18 protein-coding genes are annotated in these 21,426 nt (G+C 34.6%); 14 read left to right on the top strand and 4 right to left on the bottom strand.

All coding sequences use genetic code 11. From position 1 onward, the window contains the following. Positions 1–7 precede the first annotated feature (7 nt). Both J2Z81_RS03195 and sspI read right to left on the bottom strand, forming a co-directional pair. Positions 8–1,597, bottom strand: coding sequence for a flagellar basal body-associated FliL family protein (locus tag J2Z81_RS03195; RefSeq protein ID WP_226370686.1), 1,590 nt, complete (start codon positions 1,595–1,597; stop codon positions 8–10). Between the two features lie 209 nt (positions 1,598–1,806). Beyond that, positions 1,807–2,025: a small acid-soluble spore protein SspI gene (gene sspI / locus J2Z81_RS03190; protein ID WP_029268522.1), complete on the bottom strand. Its 219-nt coding sequence runs from the start codon at positions 2,023–2,025 to the stop codon at positions 1,807–1,809. A gap of 91 nt (positions 2,026–2,116) precedes the next feature. On the opposite strand from sspI, the gene J2Z81_RS03185 reads away from it, so the two are divergent. From J2Z81_RS03185 to pheT, 3 genes are all read left to right on the top strand, one after another. After that, the gene (locus tag J2Z81_RS03185; protein WP_318842367.1) at positions 2,117–2,863 is read left to right on the top strand and encodes a TrmH family RNA methyltransferase; all 747 of its coding nucleotides are present in this window, start codon (positions 2,117–2,119) and stop codon (positions 2,861–2,863) included. A 371-nt stretch (positions 2,864–3,234) separates the two neighbouring features. Continuing rightward, on the top strand, positions 3,235–4,269 hold the full coding sequence (pheS, locus tag J2Z81_RS03180; protein WP_029268525.1) for a phenylalanine--tRNA ligase subunit alpha: 1,035 nt from the start codon (positions 3,235–3,237) through the stop codon (positions 4,267–4,269). Between the two features lie 14 nt (positions 4,270–4,283). Further along, positions 4,284–6,710, top strand: coding sequence for a phenylalanine--tRNA ligase subunit beta (gene pheT, locus J2Z81_RS03175; RefSeq protein ID WP_226370685.1), 2,427 nt, complete (start codon positions 4,284–4,286; stop codon positions 6,708–6,710). A 46-nt stretch (positions 6,711–6,756) separates the two neighbouring features. On the opposite strand, the gene rnhC is transcribed toward pheT, so the two are convergent. Beyond that, positions 6,757–7,695 (bottom strand): ribonuclease HIII, encoded by a 939-nt coding sequence (rnhC, locus tag J2Z81_RS03170; RefSeq protein WP_226370684.1) that lies wholly within the window; start codon positions 7,693–7,695, stop codon positions 6,757–6,759. Positions 7,696–7,894: 199 nt separating this feature from the next. On the opposite strand from rnhC, the gene zapA reads away from it, so the two are divergent. From zapA to uvrC, 11 genes are all read left to right on the top strand, one after another. Next, on the top strand, positions 7,895–8,158 hold the full coding sequence (zapA, locus tag J2Z81_RS03165; RefSeq protein WP_029268530.1) for a cell division protein ZapA: 264 nt from the start codon (positions 7,895–7,897) through the stop codon (positions 8,156–8,158). Positions 8,159–8,161: 3 nt separating this feature from the next. Next, a complete protein-coding gene (locus J2Z81_RS03160; protein ID WP_029268531.1) occupies positions 8,162–8,716 on the top strand; it encodes a CvpA family protein in 555 nt (184 codons plus the stop codon). A 163-nt stretch (positions 8,717–8,879) separates the two neighbouring features. Next, positions 8,880–10,595 (top strand): DNA polymerase/3'-5' exonuclease PolX, encoded by a 1,716-nt coding sequence (gene polX / locus J2Z81_RS03155; RefSeq protein WP_226370683.1) that lies wholly within the window; start codon positions 8,880–8,882, stop codon positions 10,593–10,595. Between the two features lie 37 nt (positions 10,596–10,632). Then, positions 10,633–12,972, top strand: a complete 2,340-nt coding sequence (locus J2Z81_RS03150; protein WP_226370682.1) for an endonuclease MutS2 — start codon at positions 10,633–10,635, stop codon at positions 12,970–12,972. A 270-nt stretch (positions 12,973–13,242) separates the two neighbouring features. Then, positions 13,243–14,931, top strand: coding sequence for a long-chain-fatty-acid--CoA ligase (locus tag J2Z81_RS03145; protein WP_226981204.1), 1,689 nt, complete (start codon positions 13,243–13,245; stop codon positions 14,929–14,931). 136 nt (positions 14,932–15,067) lie between these two features. Beyond that, positions 15,068–15,652, top strand: coding sequence for a TetR/AcrR family transcriptional regulator (locus J2Z81_RS03140; RefSeq protein ID WP_029268534.1), 585 nt, complete (start codon positions 15,068–15,070; stop codon positions 15,650–15,652). A gap of 60 nt (positions 15,653–15,712) precedes the next feature. Then, positions 15,713–16,486, top strand: a complete 774-nt coding sequence (locus tag J2Z81_RS03135) for an enoyl-CoA hydratase (protein WP_029268536.1) — start codon at positions 15,713–15,715, stop codon at positions 16,484–16,486. A gap of 42 nt (positions 16,487–16,528) precedes the next feature. Beyond that, positions 16,529–17,302 carry an electron transfer flavoprotein subunit beta/FixA family protein gene (locus J2Z81_RS03130; protein ID WP_029268538.1) on the top strand — a complete coding sequence of 258 codons (774 nt, stop codon included), beginning with the start codon at positions 16,529–16,531 and terminating at the stop codon, positions 17,300–17,302. 29 nt (positions 17,303–17,331) lie between these two features. Continuing rightward, positions 17,332–18,315 (top strand): electron transfer flavoprotein subunit alpha/FixB family protein, encoded by a 984-nt coding sequence (locus J2Z81_RS03125; RefSeq protein ID WP_029268540.1) that lies wholly within the window; start codon positions 17,332–17,334, stop codon positions 18,313–18,315. A 133-nt stretch (positions 18,316–18,448) separates the two neighbouring features. Continuing rightward, positions 18,449–18,763, top strand: coding sequence for a thioredoxin (trxA, locus tag J2Z81_RS03120; protein ID WP_029268542.1), 315 nt, complete (start codon positions 18,449–18,451; stop codon positions 18,761–18,763). A 100-nt stretch (positions 18,764–18,863) separates the two neighbouring features. Next, on the top strand, positions 18,864–20,645 hold the full coding sequence (gene uvrC, locus J2Z81_RS03115; protein WP_029268543.1) for an excinuclease ABC subunit UvrC: 1,782 nt from the start codon (positions 18,864–18,866) through the stop codon (positions 20,643–20,645). Positions 20,646–20,689: 44 nt separating this feature from the next. Here uvrC and J2Z81_RS03110 read toward each other — a convergent pair whose 3' ends face one another. Continuing rightward, the gene (locus J2Z81_RS03110; protein WP_226370681.1) at positions 20,690–21,127 is read right to left on the bottom strand and encodes a DUF2507 domain-containing protein; all 438 of its coding nucleotides are present in this window, start codon (positions 21,125–21,127) and stop codon (positions 20,690–20,692) included. Positions 21,128–21,426 lie beyond the last annotated feature (299 nt).

The raw sequence follows: 21,426 nt of genomic DNA, 5'->3' as shown, positions 1-21,426 counted from the left end.
CAGTTCATTAAAAGCTCATTCCTGGTCCGCCCATAATACCAAGAAACCACTGTTGTGCTTGAGGAGCTACATCTGTTTCGAAATAATTCTTGAGTTCATCCACATTCATACTACCTAGATCTTTGATATTATCTTCTTTAGGCATCTCGACACTCTTTATCGTTTTTCCTTTATTTTTAATATGCAGAGAAGCCATTTCCTGGGTAATGTTTAAAGATGGAAATTCAACTGAAAAACTGTGTTCCGCACTCATTTTATCCTTCTCATAATTAGCATTTCCAGTCCAAATCAATTTGCCACTGTCACCATATTGGTCATCTATGGAAAATTGACGCTCAAATTCACGCTTGCCATCTTTTAGCGTACTATTACCTTCGTATGCCAATTCCATATTCTCGGCAGATAGTTTAATAGAATCAGTTGCTTTATCATCTTTGGTTGAAAAATCTCCAGTAACACTTGCTGAACTTTCTTCATAGTCATCTGAAAATGCAAGTTTATAGTCGAAGCTTTGATTGTTATCTTCTAATTTTTGCGTTCCATTCACTGTAAACTTTGCTAATTGGTCTTTTGTTGGTCCCATTTCTACAGAAAATTCGCGCTTAACTATTAATTTGTCTTTTGTCCATATGGTAGACGTTATCCCATCAGGTATTTTAAAATCTTTAAGTCCATCTTGTGCTTCTTTTAAAGCATCATCAAAATCGTTCATCATTTCATCAAAATTCATATCCAAACTAGCGTCTGCCGGCATTCCAAATTGTTGCATTTGAATTTGTTCTTGCATAATTTCTTTTAATCTATCATCTTTTTGCATTTTTTCAAAAATAGCCTTTAAAATATCTTTTACCTCATCCTCGGAAAGATGCATTGTCATTTTTTTGGTGTCTACAGATTCATCGTTTATTTTTACTGTTTCATCTGTAATTTTAAATGCACTATCCGGGAGTTTGTCATAAATCATTTTTAAGTATTCTTCATTGAAATACTTCTGATCTTCTTCAGATAAACCTCGTTTAAAGAAAACTTCAAAGTTTGGATTCTCCTCACCAGTGAATGTCATGGGATCTAGTTCATGAAGGAATTTTCCTATGTCCTTATCTTTTACTTGAAGTAATTCTTCAAGAAATGGCAGGCCGATAGTAGCTTTTTCATCGGTTAAATAAAATTGAACATCGTCAATTTCAATATCCCCAAAACTTCCTTTTATTTCAGAAGCTATTTGTTTTTTTTCCATATCCGCAGAAGTAGTAAGTGTAATTGTTGAGTTATTAATGATTTCTTGTGGACTCATTGCTCCATAGCCTGATGAAGCAGTTGGGTCATTGTATTCTGCTGAAAGGTCTATAACTGTCTCGGTCGGATTATTTTCCGTTTGTTCTAACCAATCAAATTCTGGCTTGAAGCGCTCCTCTACTTTATCCGTAAGAAACTCCATTGATTTTTTTTCTGAAAGGAAGTACTTTTCTTTGTCAGACAAATTTAACATTACATAAGCTGCTACACCACCTCCTATGACAAGAACTGCTGCAATAATAATTGCTACAATCTTTTTTGGAAACCCCTTTTTTTGTCCATCGTTAAGCGTTTCTTCCATTCCTTCTTCTCCTTTCTATTTCTGTTTCATGCTTTCCATATATATGTATTATTCAAGGCACATAATGATAACTAAAAAGCATGTATATTGATTTTATCTCAATTTATAAAATTTAGTCAAATTATGTCGGGAAATATTTTCCTTCTTCAACATAAAAGATGGATTCTTCTTCATTTAGAAATCCATCTTTTTAAAGAATTGATTTATTTTTAACTTGTTGCTTGCTTGACACCTTGTTCTAATGCACCAATCATTTCTTGTTTTTCTTGTTCTCCAGATTGCTTCCATATCAATTCAAAAAGTACTCCTAACCCCGGAAGCATTTTTTCTTCCCCTTTTTGAATAGCATCAACGATTGTTGCTTCTAATTGTTCTTGATCATTGGAAGCAATATTGGACACAATTGCTTTCCGTAAATTTAGATCCATCTAAAATCACCTCTACTTCAGTTAGAATTTATCGATAGTTTGACCGATATAGGCCGAAATATGTATGATATAACAATAATGAAGAATAGGAATGAAAAATATGATAACATCTGTACAAAATCAAAAAGTAAAATATTGGAAGAAATTACAAAAAAGAAAGGGTAGAATTAAGGCTGGGATGTTCCTGATTGAAGGATACCACTTAATCGAGGAGGCTAAGCGTAGTAATTGGGATATTCATGAAATTATTATCAAAGAAGATCAACAGGTTCCGGATTGGTGCATGGACTTTACAATAGAAAAAGTAAACAAAACTGTTTTTCATCACATTGCACAAACGGAGTCACCGCAAGGAATTATTGCTGTTGTTAAGATGAATCAGACAGAATGCTATCCAGGGAATTATATGCTGCTTATCGATGCGGTACAGGATCCGGGTAATCTTGGTACCATGATTCGGACAGCGGATGCCGCTGGATTTGATGCGATTATCTTAGGAGAGGGGACAGTGGATGTATATAATGATAAGGTAATTCGGTCTACACAGGGTTCTCTCTTTCATATTCCTGTTTTACAGAGGAATCTTTTAGAAACAATATCAATATTAAAAAAAGAAGGATTTCGAATATGGGCTTCGGCATTGTCAGGTGCAGAACCATATAATCAAATAGAGGTTGAGGATAAAGTTGCGCTAATTATAGGCAATGAGGGAGCAGGTATTCAAGATACATTGCTTCACGAAGCTGATTCCATTGTAAATATTCCCATCTACGGAAGAGCCGAATCTTTAAATGCTAGTATTGCTGCTGGCATTTTAATGTATTATATTAGAGGATAAAGCTTGCAATTATTTGTGCGATTCTCTATAATGAAAGAAATTTGTCATAAACGACAAGCAATGAAAGAGCTAATTAACATTCATAGGTACGGAACAGGGAAGAAATGTCGTAGACTGAAAACATATCTACCGCAACGAATGTTAATGTTTCACTCTGGAGCTGACACTTAGACCTTGGAATTCAAGTAAAGGTGTTCCGGTTAATTACCGTTATCTTTATTCAAGTTGGACACAAATCATCTATTAAACCTAGCTTGTTTCGCGTAGGTTTTCACTAAGGTGTTAAAAGTGTCAACAAGGGTGGTACCGCGATAAAACAGCCTCGTCCCTTTTTGGGAAGGCTTTTTTTATTTTAAAGGAGGTATTTCAATATGAAAGAACAATTAGAGTCATTACAAAATGAAGCTTTAGATTCCATATCTAAAACACAAGATTTAAAAAAACTTCAGGAGATAAAAGTATCCTTTTTAGGCAAAAAAGGCTCACTAACCAGTGTTTTACGTGGTATGGGCAAATTATCTAAAGAAGAACGTCCAATTGTAGGGGAAGTTGCAAATCGTGTCCGCTCATCGATTACAGCGGCTATTGAGCAAAAGAATGAAGAACTTGAAGCAAAGGCGATAGAAAAACAACTTGAAGATGAAGCAATTGATGTTACACTGCCAGGACGTCCTGTCCAGGTTGGAGGAAAGCATGTACTGACTAAATTAATTGAAGAAATAGAAGATCTCTTTATCGGTATGGGCTTTGAAGTTCAGGAGGGGCCTGAAGTTGAAACAGACTTTTTCAACTTTGAAGCATTAAACTTACCACCAAACCATCCGGCTAGAGATATGCAGGATACATTCTATATTACAAACGAATTATTGCTCCGCACACATACTTCACCAGTTCAGGCACGAACAATGCGGGAATATAAAGGGAAGAAACCCGTAAAAATGATTTGTCCGGGAAAAGTGTACCGCCGAGATAATGATGACGCAACACATTCGCATCAGTTTACACAAATAGAAGGGCTATATATTGATAGAAATGTTCGCATGAGTGATTTAAAGGGTGTTTTAAATAACTTTGCGAAAAAAATATTTGGTCAAGATCGAGAAATCCGTTTACGACCTAGTTTTTTCCCATTTACGGAACCATCTGTGGAAATGGATATATCTTGCAAAATATGTGGTGGAAAAGGTTGTTCTGTTTGTAAGAAATCAGGATGGATAGAGATTCTTGGAGCGGGGATGGTTCATCCGAAAGTACTAGAGATGGCTGGTTATGATTCCAAAGAGTTTTCTGGCTTTGCATTTGGAATGGGACCTGATCGAATTGCTATGCTGAAATACGGTATAGATGATATTCGCCAATTCTATGTGAACGACACACGATTTTTAAAACAATATCATAATGCATAAGGAGGCTATATAAATTGCTAGTATCATTAAATTGGCTAAAAAATTATGTTGACATCGATTCAATAACGCCAGAAGAACTTGCTGAAAAAATTACCAAATCCGGCATTGAAGTAGATGGAATTGAGTATATTGCCGAAAAAAGTAAAAATGTTGTTGTAGGTTATGTAGAAACTTGTGAAAAACATCCAAATGCAGATAAATTAAATCTTTGTCAGGTTGATGTCGGTGATCAAAAATTACAAATCATTTGTGGTGCGCCGAATGTTCGACAAGGTCAGAAAGTTGCTGTAGCAAAACCCGGAGCAATTTTACCAGGGAATTTTAAAATTAAAAAGGTGAAATTACGAGGTGTAGAATCAAATGGTATGATTTGTTCACTACAGGAACTTGGAATTGAGGAAAAGTTCGTGCCAAAGGATACAGCAGATGGCATTTTTGTTTTTCCAAATGACGTTGAAATTGGAGAAGATGTTGAACCATTATTAAATTTAAATGATGCAATTCTGGAATTTGATTTAACTCCAAACCGGGCGGACTGTTTAAGTATGATCGGGATTGCTTATGAAGTAGCTGCAATATTGGATCAAGATATTCATTTACCTGAGGTAAAAATAAAAACCATCACTGAAAAAGCTCAAAATTATGTATCTGTTGAAGTAGAAGATAAGGAATTAAACCCTTATTATGGCGCATTTATTATTAAAGATATTGAAGTTAAGCCTTCACCATTGTGGATGCGTAATTATTTAATAGCGGCGGGGATTCGTCCAATCAATAATGTTGTTGATATTACAAACTTTGTGTTATTGGAGTACGGGCAACCTTTACATGCGTTTGATTATGACCAGCTCCAATCTGAGAAAATTGTTGTAAGACGTGCTAAAGAAAATGAAACGCTTATTACTTTAGATGAAAAAGAAAGGATGTTAACAACAGATAATCTCGTAATTACAAATGGTAAGGAACCGATTGCATTAGCTGGTGTAATGGGAGGAGCAAACACGGAAGTAAGCGAGCAAACAACTACGATTTTACTTGAGGCAGCTTATTTTGATGGTTTTTCAGTTCGTAAAACAGTAAAAGCTACTGGGTTACGCAGTGAAGCTAGTACGCGATATGAAAAAGGAATCGATCCAAGTCGGGTGAAGATCGCCGGTGAGCGTGCATGCCAACTACTATATGAATACGCTAACGGGAAAGTCTTAGCTAATAGTGTGGAAGTTGACTCCTTAGATTGTACTAAGAAAACCGTTGAAATCACAACAAATGAGATTAATAAACGATTAGGGACGGAAATCAGTACTGAGGAAATTGTCTCTATTCTGGAAAAGTTACGCTTTGCTTTTGATCAAGAGAAGGATCATTTTACTGTTGAAATACCAACAAGACGCGGTGATATATCTATTTTTGAAGATATGCTTGAGGAAGTTGCAAGAATATATGGGTATGACAATTTGCCATACACTTTACCGATTGGAGCTGCTGATGCAGGTGCTTTAACACAAAGACAAAATTTAAAGCGGAAAGTGAAAAATTTCATGGAAAGTTCAGGATTAATGGAAGGAATTACATACTCGTTAACGGATCTAAATAATTCCAAGAAATTAATAAGTCCAGATATAGAGGAGGAAAATATAACTCCTGTGAAACTAGCTATGCCAATGAGTGAGGACCATCAATTTTTACGGTTAAGTATTTTACCTGAATTACTTCGTACATTGGCATATAACAATGCTAGGGGCCAACGGAATACAGGTCTTTATGAGCTTGGGTCGATTTTTATTACGGAAGAAGAAATCTTAACGAAACAACCGGAAGAAAAACTACGTTTAGCTGGTGCACTAACTGGAGAATGGATAAGTCATCCATGGCAACAGGAGAATAAAAAAGTTGATTTTTATGTAGTTAAAGGAATCGTAGAAGGGCTGTTTGAATTTTTAAAACTTCCAGCAACATTTAAAAAGGAAAAACTCTCTGATATGCACCCTGGAAGATGTGCAAGCATTGCTGTAAACAATGAACCGATTGGTTTTATTGGACAAGTACATCCGATGTTTGTTAAAAAGATGGACTTAAAAGAGACATACGTATTTGATATCAATATGGAAAAGGTTTTTTCTGCTTATAAAAAGGAACCAGAAACGAAACCCATTCCAAAGTTTCCATCCATTACAAGGGACATTGCTTTTATCGTAGATGAGAATGTCGTCGCAGGCGATCTAAAAGCTTCGATTGAAGAAATAGGGGCGCCTCTTGTGAAAAAAGTACGTATTTTTGATGTTTATCAAGGAGAGAATTTACCGGAGGGTAAGAAGTCTATTGCTTATAGCCTGGTCTATCGTCACCCGGAAAAAACGTTAAAAGATGATGAAGTGGAAGAATCTTACCAACAGATTATCGATGAAGTAAATAAAAAATACGATTCTTATATTCGATCATAAGTAAAAGCAAAAGCCCATCAGGATTTCTTGTCCTGTGGGTTTTCTTTTATAAATATTTCTTTGCTTTATTTGTATTAGCAAAATGTGTTTTAGCACAAGTGTGTAGAACCTGCTTACCTCTCTTTTTAATAATGTTGGCGATGGTTTGGTCAACTAGATAGGAAGCACCTTTCTGTAAAGGAACTCCGATTTTTTTGGATAATTTATCCATTTCATTTAGAAAACTTGCACGTGCTATAATAGATCCTGCAGCCACTGCAAGCGAGTAGCTTTCTGCTTTTGTTATAAAATAAGTTTTTGCTGAAAGTGATTCTTTCTCGGAGCTGATATATTTTTTATATAAACTTGGCTCACAAAATTGGTCAATTAAAATACCTTTTAAAGGTTGATTATTAATTTTTTGCTGCAGGTTTTTTATTGCGTGATGATGGAGCATTGCTTTCATTTTACCTTGAGACCAACCTTTTTTCTGTAATTTATTATACTTTTCATTGCGCAGTACAAGCAGGGAGTAGGGCAAGCGAGATTTTATTATCTCTTTGGATAATTTCCGTATTTGTTCATCTGATATATTTTTTGAATCTTTTACACCCAGTTCACTTAAAGCGGCTATTTGTTCTTTTTTAACATATGTACAAGCAACAGTAATAGGACCGAAATAATCCCCGGTTCCAGCTTCATCCGAACCAATATGCGAGTTGTTAAATAATGTTAAGGGTGGCGTGTATAACGACGTTTTTTGTGATGTAACTTTTTGCTGAGATTTAGGCACTTGTTGTTTGTTCATCCATTTTCCCGCCTCTGCTTCTGGAGACGCTCCTTGAAATAATACCTTTCCAGATTTGTAAGCAGTGATTACGGCGTTTTTGGTTTTCGCTCGAAAAAGGGATCCTTGTGGGGGGTCTTGAAGAAAATGCTGATAATATTTTTTCATTTTATTAATGGTCTCCAAGGTTAATTTATGGACGCTTTGTCCCAATTTCATCTCTCCCATCCTCTGTATATAGTTGACTATAACAAACTCAATTTAAAAAAGAAATGCTTTACTGGTAAATCCATTCGACTAAATAGTTTCGGTTTCCCTAAACCTGATGTTCATGTTAATATAAGGTGAATAATTTTAGATAATAAAAATATAGATTCATATTTCTTAAAATATTAAATTTTTATTGGAGGGTGCATAAATGGCCCATAAAGATAAAATACGTGTATCTGTCGATATTTATAACAGATCATATACAATTGTTGGAGAAGAAACAGCATCTCATGTTCGATTAGTTGCTAGTTTAGTGGATCAAAAAATGCGTGAGATCCAGGAGGCGAATAAACATTTAGATACAACAAGATTAGCAGTTCTTACTGCTGTTAATTCCATGAACGATTATTTAAAATTAAAAGAAGACTATGCAGCATTACTAGGCTCATTAAATAAGAAAGAGGATAAATAAGCCATGGTTACATTAATAATACTTTTCTTTCTCGGATTCGGATTTTTGGCTGGTTTAAAAAGGGGTTTTGTTTTACAAGTATTTCATTTAGTAGGATTTATTATAGCTTTTATTGTTGCATATTTGTATTATGATAAGTTATCTTCAAGCCTTGCAGTATGGGTTCCGTATACAGAATTGCCAAATGATAGCACGTGGGCATCGTTTTTACAATCCCTCCCCCTTGAAAAAGGATTTTATAATGCTATTTCCTTTGCGATTATTTTCTTCGCTACGAAAATTGTGTTGCAGATTATAGCTTCAATGCTTGATTTTGTAGCATATTTGCCAATTTTGAAATCCATTAATAAACTTGCTGGGGCTATACTAGGATTTGTCGAAATCTATCTCATTTTGTTTGTTATATTATACATTTTAGCATTAACACCGATGTCAGGAATACAAGTTTGGCTGAATAGTTCAACGCTTGCATTATTTATCATCGAACACACACCAATTCTTTCTGAATTGATAAAATCATCATGGTTTGCACAAATGAATAGCATATTAACAATCTAGAGGTGTTAAGGATGCCTCATGTACAATTTTCTAAGCAAAGCATATTAAAAAGGCTGATTCAAGTATTAGTGTACACTTTTGTATGTTTCGTACAATAAGTATTACTTTAACTGGAATCAGTCCTTTTAATGAAATGAAGGTATAAAAGAAGGTGACTGGAAAAGTGACGAAAAATAAAAAAGATGTAATAAAATTACTTGAACAAATAGCTATTTACCTAGAAATAAAAGGAGAAAATCCGTTTAAAATATCTGCTTACCGAAAAGCGGCTCAAGCATTAGAACAAGATGAAAGGTCGTTAGAAGAGATTCGTGAATTTACTAACATTAAAGGTATTGGAAAAGGGACAAGTGAAGTCATTCAGGATTATATTGCCAATGGTATTTCTGAAACATTGGAGCAATTAAAACGCGAAATACCAGAGGGATTAATTCCATTACTTCAGCTTCCAGGTCTTGGTGGTAAAAAAATATCAAAATTATATCAAGAACTGGGTATTACAGATGCATCGTCCTTAAAAGAAGCGATTAAAAAAAAACAAGTGGAGAATCTATCTGGTTTTGGAAAGAAAACAGCTGAAAAAATATTAATTGCATTGAAAGAAGCAGGCAATCGACCTGAACGATTACCGATAGCGATGATGCTGCCGATTGCTGAAAGGATACAATCCTTTTTAAGTCATGTTCCTGAGATAAAAGATTTTTCGGTAGCTGGCAGTTTAAGAAGAATGAAAGAGACGATAAAAGATATTGATTTTATTATTGCTGCAGATGAAGCAGCTAAAGTGCGTGATATTTTATTAATGATAGATAATATAAAAGAAATTATAGCTAAAGGAGATACAAAAGTATCTATTGTTTTAGATGACGTATATGATATTAATGTTGATTTTAGAATCGTTGCACCAGAAGAATTTGCTTCAACATTGCATCATTTCACAGGATCAAAGGAGCATAACGTTGCCATGCGACAACTTGCAAAAGCGCGTGGGGAAAAAATTAATGAATATGGCATTGAAATAGAAGATACTAATGAGATATTAACATTTAAGAGTGAACAAGAATTTTTTAAGCATTTCGGGTTACATTATATCCCACCAGAGATAAGAGAAAATACAGGTGAAATTGAAGCTTTTGCAAACAACCTAAACCTTATCGAAAAAAGTGATATACGTGGGGACCTGCATATGCATACAACCTGGAGTGATGGTGCACAATCGATTGAGGAAATGGTTAATCACGCGCGGAAAATTGGTTATCAGTATATAGCGATTACGGACCACTCGAAATTTTTACGTGTAGCTAATGGTTTAAATGAAACAAGATTACGGAGGCAAAGGGAAGAAATTGCTATGTTAAATGAAAAATACCCAGATATTTATATTTTTTCAGGTGTAGAAATGGATATTTTACCTGATGGAAACCTGGATTTTTCGAATGACTTTTTACGAGACATGGACTTTGTGATTGGTGCGATTCATTCAAGTTTTAATCAATCTAAAGAAAAGATCATGACAAGATTATATCATGCTTTGGAAAATCCTTATGTTTCATTAATTGCACATCCAACAGGAAGACTAATTGGACGTAGAGATGGATATAAGGTAGACGTAGAAAAATTAATGGAACGGGCGAAGGAAACGGAAACGGCACTAGAAATAAATGCCAATCCAAATCGGTTTGATTTATCTGCTGACTGGGCAAAAAAAGCGCAGGAAATTGGAGTTACTATTGCTATTAATACAGATTCACATGATTATCAAATGATGGATCATATGAAATATGGGATAAGTGTGGCAAGGAAAGGCTGGCTAAAAAAAGAAACAGTGATGAACACATGGTCACTAGAAAAATTATCTAAATTTATAAATAGTTATTAGTTGTGTATAGATAAGGATATAAAAGGAGTAAGAAAGTATGAACGAACGTATTCTACATGTTCTCGAATACAATAAAATTTTAAAACAATTAAATAACCAGGCAGCAACATCTTTAGGCAAAGATCTTATCGATGCAATAAGTCCCTCAACGGATTATATAGAGGTAAAGCAATTACAGGAAGAAACGGATGAAGCTGTACAAATCATTCGCCTCAATAAAGTAATTCCCTTAGGCGGTATATATGATATTCGTCCTAGTTTGAAAAGGAGTGTCATCGGTGGTTTATTAAATACAGAAGAATGTTTAAATATCGCAAGCACTATTTATGGAGGAAGACAGACAAAAAACTTTATTGAAAATATAGAAGAAACATTCCCTCATTTAGAAAGACTTGTTGATGTAATAACACCACTAAGAGAATTAGAGCGTCAAATTAACAGTTGTATTGACGATCACGGATATGTAATGGATAATGCTTCTGCTAAATTAAAGGGTATTCGTTCTGCGATTCGAACACACGAAACTAGGATACGTGAAAAACTGGATAATTATATAAGAAGCCAGAGTAGCATGCTTTCTGACGCGATTGTTACAATTCGCAATGAACGATACGTTATTCCTGTTAAACATGAATATCGCGGAACGATAGGTGGAATTGTTCATGATCAATCAGCTTCTGGGGCAACATTATTTATGGAGCCTAAATCGATTGTTGATCTTAATAATCAATTACAAGAGTCAGCTTTAAAAGAGAAACAGGAGATCGAACGAATATTACGTGTTTTAAGTGAAGAAATTGCTGCAAATGAGGCTGCATTAAATGAAAATGTAAAGGCTCTTGGAAAAATAGACTTCATATATGCGCGTGCAAAATTGGCTAAGAAAATGAAAGCAGCGCGACCAAAAATAAATAATCAGGGAATAATTAAAATGCAACAAGCGCGTCACCCATTGATTCCTATAGATGAAGTAGTTGCAAACGACATTGAAATTGGCGAATCCTATTTATCTATTCTTATTACTGGACCGAACACGGGCGGAAAAACTGTAACATTAAAAATGGTGGGATTATGTACGTTGATGGCTCAATCGGGTTTACAGATACCAGCTTTGGATGGCTGTGAAGTAGCTGTGTTTGAACATGTTTTTGCTGATATTGGTGATGAGCAATCGATCGAACAAAACTTGAGTACATTTTCTTCACACATGTCAAATATTGTGGAGATAATGAAACAAGTTAATCGTAAATCACTCGTGCTGTTTGATGAGATCGGGGCAGGTACAGATCCACAAGAAGGTGCGGCATTAGCTATGTCGATATTAGATGAAGTTATTTCAAGAAAGGCAAGAGTAATTGCTACAACCCATTATCCCGAACTAAAGGCATATGGTTATAACCGGGAACATGTTATTAATGCATCTGTAGAATTTGACGTTCAGACATTACAGCCGACCTATCGTTTATTAATAGGTGTACCTGGTAGAAGTAATGCTTTTGAAATTTCTAGACGATTAGGATTAAGCGATAATATAATTAATGAAGCAAAAGATTTGATCGGTGTGGATTCGAAAAGTGTGGAAAATATGATAGCTGCTTTGGAAAGTTCCCGAAAACAGGCAGAAAAAGAGTATGAAAAAGCACACCAGATTTTAATTGATAGTGAAAACTTAAAGAATGATCTCCAAAAAGAATGGAAACAATTTGAACATAAACGAGAGAAATTGTATAAGAAAGCTGAAGAAAAAGCAGAAACAGCATTGCGAAAAGCGCGAGAAGAAGCCGAAATCATTGTAGAAGAAATGAGGAACATGAAAAATGAAACTTCATTAAAAGAACATGAATGGATTGAGGCAAAAAAAATGCTCGAGGAAGCAAAGCCTAATTTAGCATCAAAGAAAAAGAAAGAACATGATAAAAAGGCATCATCAGTAAAAATACAACCTGGTGATGATATTAAGCTGTTAACTGTCAATCAAGAGGGTACGGTGTTAGAACAAATTAGCGATCATGAGTTTCTTGTACAAGTCGGTATTATGAAAGTAAAGGTAAAGCGCGATGATTTACAGCTCATTAAAAAACAGAAAGAAACAATTGAAAAGCCAATTGCAACAATAAAAGGATCTAACCATCATGTAAGTACGGAAATCGATTTACGAGGTGAGCGATATGAAGATGCTCTATTAAGGCTAGAGAAATATGTAGATGATGCCATCTTAGCCGGTTATCCTAAGGTATCTATTATTCATGGTAAAGGTACAGGTGCTCTCAGGAAAGGAGTACAGGATTTCGCCAAAAACCACCCCAATATTCATTCGCACAGATCAGGTTCGGCTGGGGAAGGCGGTAGCGGAGTGACGGTCATTGAATTGATTTAAAAATTGATTACAAAATCATTCCCATTTGAATAACAGCTAGTACCAATGAAGGGGAGAGTATGTTGGAAACATTATCAAAAGTTTTAATTGTAGTTGCAGTTGCTTTTGTTATCGTAGGAATTATTTATTTACTTTAAAACAAAAAACTTGAATGATATCATAATTTGAGAATGTCATTCAAGTTTTTTTAGTTAGAATTAAATAAAATTTCAAAAAATAGAAATTAATCGGTATAATGGTAATAAGCTTATTATTAAAGGAGGAATATTTATGGTAAAAAATTGGCTAGATCATTATCCGGAGGAAATACCTGCGAGCATCCCCTACGATGAAAAACCTTTGCACACTTTTTTACAAGATGGGGCCGCTCGATTCAAAGAAAAGAAAGCGCTTCATTTTATGGGAAAAGAGATTTCATTTTCAGAGCTTTATCTACAGGCAAAAAAAATGGCTGGTTACATGCAATCATTAGGTGTGAAAAAGGGAGATCGTGTAGCAATCATGTTACCGAATTGTCCCCAATCTGTTATTTCTTATTATGGAGCTTTGATGGCTGGAGCAATTGTCGTACAAACCAATCCTTTATATAAAGAAAGAGAATTGGAGTATCAATTAAATGATTCGGAAGCTAAAGCTATTGTATGTTTGGATCTTTTGTTACCGCGCGTTTCCAATGTCCAAGGAAAAACAAATATAGAACATATTATTGTTACTGGTGTGAAAGATTATTTACCATTTCCAAAAAACATGATTTATCCTTTAATTCAAAAGAAGCAAACTAAAATGGTAGTTAAAATAGAGGAAAGCAAAAATATCCATCTATGGAAATCAATATTTGAACAAGAGAATCATACATTTACAGAAGTTCCAATTAACCCTAAAAATGACCTTGCATTACTTCAATATACTGGTGGAACTACAGGATTTCCAAAGGGGGTAATGTTAACTCATTACAATTTGGTTTCGAATGTTCAAATGTGTCAAGCATGGCTGTATAAAGCAAAGCCAGGGAAAGAAGTTGTATTAGGTGTTTTGCCGTTTTTTCATGTATACGGTATGACAGCAATAATGAACTTTTCTATTATGTTTGGTTCGAAAATGGTTTTACTTCCGAAATTTGATGTTAAAGAGGTTTTAAAAACAATCGATAAACAGAAACCTACCTTGTTTCCTGGTGCACCGACCATTTACGTTGGTTTACTAAATCATCCTGATTTAAATAAATATGATATATCGTCTATAAGAGCATGTGTGAGCGGCTCAGCGCCTCTTCCTTACGAAGTGCAGGAGCAATTTGAGCAGCGTACAGGTGGAAAAGTAGTTGAAGGCTATGGACTAACAGAAACCTCTCCTATAACTCATGCTAATTTTCTTTGGTCGAAAAGAGTAAATGGAAGCATTGGGGTTCCATGGCCGGACACAGATTCAAAAATCATCGATGTAAACACATTGGAAGAAGTTGATGCAGGTGAAGTAGGTGAAATTGCAGTAAAAGGACCACAAGTAATGAAAGGGTATTGGAATAACCCTGAAGAAACAGAGCATGTATTAAAAGACGGCTGGCTATTTACTGGGGATCTCGGTTACAAGGATGATGAAGGTTATTTCTACATTGTTGATCGAAAAGGTGATATGATTATAGCTGGAGGGTATAATATCTATCCTAGAGAGGTGGAGGAAGTTCTTTATGAACATGAAGGCGTTCAAGAAGCCGTTGTTGCAGGCATCCCGGATCCATATCGCGGGGAAACTGTGAAGGCCTTTGTAGTATTGAAAGAAGGATATCAATTAAGTGCAGATGAATTGAATCATTTTTGCAGAAAACATTTAGCAGCATATAAAGTTCCAAGACTTTATGATTTTCGCCGAGAATTACCAAAAACGGCAGTGGGAAAAATTCTTAGAAAAAAATTAATTGAAGAAGAAAAAGAACAATTTAAAGTTCAAGAAAATAAATAAATGGAGGTTGTTCTCTTTTTTCTTTCATACTCATACAAGCTCTATATTGACAAAGTGAATGTATCTTTGTACAATAAATAGGAATGAATGATTATTCATTCATATTTTCGTTTTAATGAAGTGATAGGAGAATATTATGAAAAAGAACAGGCCAAAGTACAAACAAATTATTGATGCTGCTGTAGTAGTCATTGCCGAGAATGGCTATCATGCTTCACAAGTTTCAAAGATTGCAAAAAAGGCAGGCGTAGCAGACGGTACAATTTATTTATATTTTAAAAATAAAGAAGATATTCTTATATCTGTGTTTGAAGAAAAAATGGGTCAATTTATTGAACAAATTGTATATAGTACAAATAAAAAGGATAATGCGTCTGAAAAATTGCTTACTTTAATTGAAGAGCATTTCCATCAGCTTGCAGAAGATCTTCACCTAGCAATTGTCACCCAATTAGAATTAAGACAGTCAAATACGGATTTACGATTAACAATTAATAAAGTATTAAAACCCTACTTAGATGTTATAGATGAAATTATCGAAGAGGGGAAAGTCGAGAATATTTTTCGCGAAAATTTAAACACGCCGCTAGTTAGACAAATGATCTTTGGAACATTAGATGAAACAGTCACAAATTGGGTTATGAAAGATCAGAAATATAACTTAGAAAAATTGGCTACTGAAGTTCATGCATTGATAACATCAGGAATTTCAAAAAAATAATCGAAAAAATCTAAATTTCCAATTAGTTCTGTTATACTGAAGTTGGGGAGGGGGGATAACTTGAAAACGATATCATACCAATTAGACGAACATGTCGCAATATTAACAATTAACAGTCCACCGGCAAATGCTTTATCTAGCGCATTAATAAATGATATTGATGAAAAACTAAATGAGATTGAAGCGAATCATTCAGTAAAGGTTATTGTACTAAAAGGTGAAGGTAAATTTTTCTCTGCTGGTGCAGATATAAAAGAATTTACTTCATTAAGAGAGAACTCGGACTATCAAGTATTATCTGAAAGAGGACAACAAGTATTTAATCGAATTGACCATTTTCCGGTACCAATAATTGCAGCAATTCATGGCGCTGCATTAGGGGGTGGACTTGAGCTTGCTATGGCCTGTCATATTCGGTTGGTAACAGCAAACACTAAATTGGGTCTTCCTGAACTAACACTGGGAATTATCCCTGGTTTTGCAGGTACACAGAGATTACCCCATTATGTTGGCACTGCAAAAGCATATGAAATGATCCTTACTGGACAGCCGATTAGCGGAAAGGAAGCGTGCTCCCTAGGACTTGCGAATCATGTTGTAGAAGAGGACCAATTGATTCCAGAAGCAATGAAATTGGCAAAGGGGATTGCTAAGAAAAGTAAAACTACCATCAACCATGTAATGAATTTAATCCCATTTTCAAAACCTGATCAGTTTACAAAAGGTTCGCAAGCAGAAGCAGAAGCTTTTGGTCATGTTTTTAATACAGAAGATGCAGCAGAAGGGATTCAAGCATTCATGGAAAAAAGAAAGCCTAATTTCAAGGATAAATAAACCACATATAATATATTTATTGCATTTAAAGGAGGAACTTACATGAATATTTATGTATTATTAAAAAAGACCTTTGATACAGAAGAAAAAATCATTATAAACGATGGTCAGATTGAAGATGATAGTGCGGAATTTATAATTAATCCTTACGATGAGTATGCTGTTGAAGAAGCCATCAATCAGCGGGATGAACATGGAGGAGAAGTTACAGTTGTAACAATTGGTGATGAGGATTCTGATAAACAGCTGCGAACAGCCCTTGCAATGGGAGCTGATAAAGCCGTTCTCATTGATACAGAAGATGATCTGGAGGACGGAGATCAATATACGACTACAAAAATTCTTGAAGCTTTCTTCCAAGATAGAGAAGTGGATTTAATTTTAGCTGGAAATGTTGCCATTGATGAAGCAAGTGGCCAAGTAGGACCAAGACTTGCTGAATGTTTAGGAATAAACTATGTAACTACTATCACAGACCTAAAAATCGATGGAGACACTGCTAACATTGATAAAGATGTTGAAGGGGACGTTGAAAAAATAGAAACTAGTTTACCACTCCTGGTAACATGTCAACAAGGATTGAATGAACCACGTTATCCTTCATTACCTGGTATCATGAAGGCTAAAAAGAAACCGATGGAAGACTTAGAGATTGACGATCTTGATTTGGAAGAAGAAGACGTAGAGCCAAAAACAAAAACAGTAGAAATATTTTTACCAGCTGAAAAAGAAGCAGGAAAAATACTTGAAGGTGAAGTGGAGGATCAAGTTAAAGAATTAGTATCCTTACTTAAAAATGAAGCAAAAGTACTTTAAATCATGCTAAAGAGAGGAGAAATAATGATATGAGTGATAAATTACTAGTTATTGGTGAATCAAGAGATGGGGAATTGCGTAACGTCACATTTGAAGCAATAGCAGCTGCAAAAAAAATCAAATCTGATGCAGAAATCGTTGGTATCATTTGTGGGAATCAGAATTTGCAGAATCAAGGCCAGGAAATGATTTATTATGGTGCTGATCGAATTGTAACGGTTCAACATGATAATTTGAAAACGTATACTTCTGAAGGTTACGGACAAGCGCTTATGGCAGTTATTAATGAAGAAAACCCTGCTGGGATAGTTATGGGGCATACCGCTATTGGGAAGGATTTGACTCCTAAGTTAGCCAGCAAACTAGAATCAGGCTTGATTTCTGATGCAGTGGATATTGAGCATAATAATGATGAGTTAATTTTCACTAGACCAATTTACTCAGGTAAGGCTTTTGAGAAAAAAGTGATCACAAGCGGAATTATTCTTGCTACGATACGTCCGAATAATATTCCTATATTGGAAAAAGATGAAACAAGATCTGGAGATATCCAATCAAAAGATGTAGATATTACAGAAATACGTACAATTATTAAGGACGTTGTACGTAAAGCATCTGAAGGTGTAGATTTATCAGAGGCAAACGTAATTATTGCTGGTGGAAGAGGAGTTAAGAGTGAAGATGGTTTTAAACCATTATATGAACTGGCAGATTTGTTAGGTGGAGCGGTTGGTGCTTCACGAGGTGCATGTGATGCAGAGTACTGTGATTACTCCCTTCAAATAGGTCAAACTGGAAAAGTGGTCACACCTGATTTATATATAGCAGTGGGAATATCAGGAGCAATACAGCATTTGGCAGGAATGTCAAACTCCAAAATCATTGTGGCAATTAACAAAGATCCAGAGGCAAATATCTTCAATGTTGCAGATTATGGTATCGTAGGTGATTTATTTGAAGTCGTGCCACAATTGACAGATGAAATAAAAAAAGCACTCCAACCTACTAGCTAAAAACTATTCTAATTGAAGATCTTCTTCAATCGAGAAAAACCATCCTACGAAAAATTGATGAAGCAAACTATTAGCATGTAGTTATAAAGGGTGGTATACTCAGTAAAGACTTTATGATTGAGGAGGGTGAATAATGGCAATTGAAAATGTTACAGACCAAAACTTTTCACAAGAAATTGCAGAAGGTCTTGTATTAGCTGATTTCTGGGCACCATGGTGCGGACCATGTAAAATGATTGCACCGGTGTTGGAAGAAATCGACGGTGAAATGTCTGAAAAAGTTAAAATAGTTAAATTAGATGTCGATGAAAACCAAGAAACTGCTGGAAAATACGGTGTTATGAGTATTCCAACTTTACTTCTATTTAAAGATGGAAGCGTAGTTGACCAAGTAATTGGTTTCCAGCCAAAAGAAGCACTTGTTGATTTAATAAATAAACACGCTTAAAAAGTGTTTCAACAACATTTAAAAGACTAAAGCAGATCCCTTGTTACAATTGTAACAAGGGATCTGCTTTAGATGGTTTGAATAAAAGGGATGAAGCATATTGAATCATACAATAAAAGAAAAATTAGCTGTTCTTCCTGCTCAACCAGGCTGTTATTTAATGAAAGATAAGAATAAAACTGTCATTTATGTCGGAAAATCAAAAAAATTAAAAAACAGAGTAAAATCTTACTTTACGGGGGCTAATGATAGAAAAACGCAACGATTAGTACAGGAAATTGTGGATTTTGAATATATTGTTACATCTTCTGAAATTGAAGCACTTATATTAGAAATGAATTTAATTAAAAAGTATGACCCTAGGTATAACGTAATGCTAAAGGATGATAAGTCATATCCATATTTAAAAATTACAAATGAACGCCATCCGAGATTGCTAATTACTCGAAAGGTAAAAAAAGATAAAGGGAAGTATTTTGGACCTTACCCAAATGTTATCGCAGCAAGAGAAACAAAAAGGTTATTAGATCGATTATTCCCCCTAAGGAAATGTAATAATCCTCCTGGACGTGTGTGTCTTTATTATCATATGGGTCAATGCCTGGCGTGCAGCGAAAAACCAGCATCAGAAGAAATGTATAAAGAAATTAAGCAAAGTATCACTTCTTTTTTACATGGAGGATATCATGAAATTAAAAATCAATTAAAAGAGAAAATGTATAAGGCTAGTCGCCAGTTGAATTTTGAAAGAGCACAGGAATTTAGAGACCAGATTCAGCATATTGAAATTGTAATGGAACAACAAAAAATGACGTTAAACGACAATGTTGATCGAGATATATTTGGATATAGCTATGATAAGGGTTGGATGTGTATTCAAGTATTTTTTGTCCGACAAGGGAAATTAATCGAACGTGACGTTGCAATTTTTCCATTCTATGATGATGCTGAAGATATATTTATAAGTTATATTGGGCAATTCTATCTTCATTTAAATCATCCTATACCTAAAAGTATCTTCGTACCAATTGGGGCAGATACCGATTTATTAAAAGAATTATTAGATACTGATGTTCACACCCCTTTTCGAGGACGTAAAAAAGAATTAGTTGAATTAGCAATGAAAAATGCAAAGATTTCATTGCAAGAAAAATTTTCACTTATTGAACGCGATGAAGAAAGAACAATATTAGCTGTTGAACGCTTGGGAAGGATACTGAATATTGAAACACCTCATCGTATAGAAGCATTTGATAACTCAAACATTCAAGGAACTGATCCTGTTTCAGCAATGGTAGTATTTATTGATGGAAAACCAAATAAAAAAGAATATCGTAAATATAAAATAAAAAATGTTAGCAGTCCTGATGACTATGAAACGATGCGAGAAGTGATTCGCAGACGTTACACCCGTGTGTTAAAGGAACAATCACCCTTACCAGATTTAATTGTTGTAGATGGTGGAAAAGGACAGATGAATGTGGCATTGGATGTCCTTGAAAATGAGCTAGGATTAGATATTCCATTATGTGGTTTAGTGAAAGATGACAAACATAAAACAGGGGAGCTACTATATGGTATGCCACCAGTTGTAATGCCTTTAAAGCGTAAATCACAAGAGTTTTATCTGGTGCAGCGCATCCAAGAGGAAGTTCACCGTTTTGCAATTACCTTCCATCGTCAGTTGCGGGGGAAAGGCTTACTTCACTCCGAATTAGATAACATTGCTGGTGTTGGAGAAAAAAGAAGAAAATTATTGTTGACGCATTTTAAAACAATTAAGGAAATTAGAAAAGCATCTATCAAAGACATAACCAATTTAGGAATTCCAAAAAATGTTGCAGAAAAAATCATAACCCACTTAAATAAGGTTAAAAAATAAGGCGCAGTTTTATTACAAACTGTACCTTTTTTATACAATTGATTTTATTTGGTATATACAACTGTAAATTCGATTTGATAGATTTTGTGATTAACCTTTTCAATGCATTCACATTCGTTACCTTTTATTATTTGAATGGCTTCTGCTAAAAATCCAGCTTCTAAACGAAATTCAGAGTTTAATGGGGATTTCAAACGATAAACGATTGCATCATCCATTAAATGAAATATTAGTTCTCTTTTTTTCTCTTTTACAAGCTCTATTTTCCCCCACCCTAATTTTTCATAGATATCATAAATATCTTCTAGTGATGTTATGTCCAGTTTCCTAGCAAGATTCCTACCTATAAAATATAGTAGAGTTTTTGATTCTGTACCTAGTAATTCAGGTAAGCTTATATAGCGTAGGATATCATATCCAGCACCTGATGTATGTAAGTCATCAAGGAGAGAAATGGGGATTTTTTGTTGTTTTTTCGACATAATTCAACGTCTCCTTTTTCATTTGAAATCTATATCGCAAACAATAAAATATCATTACACAATTATTTTTTCATAGTCCCATTATCTACATAAACAAATGAATCTGCAAGCATCTATCTGATTCTAATAAAATTTACTATTCATTTAATTATATGAAGGCAATGGATAATAACTAAAAAGGGTGTATCGTTTCCTTGACGGTTATATAAGTTAGAAGTACAATAAACATGTCACAAATTGTATAATTTTAGATAATAAATTTTTAACTTTATTATTTAAAATTTTACATTACTCATTAA

This window comes from Virgibacillus alimentarius, assembly GCF_017874635.1.
GTDB classification, from domain to species: Bacteria; Bacillota; Bacilli; order Bacillales; family Amphibacillaceae; genus Virgibacillus_B; species Virgibacillus_B alimentarius.
The sequence above is the reverse complement of the archived record's forward strand: the minus strand, read 5'-3'. Positions and strand labels throughout refer to the sequence as shown.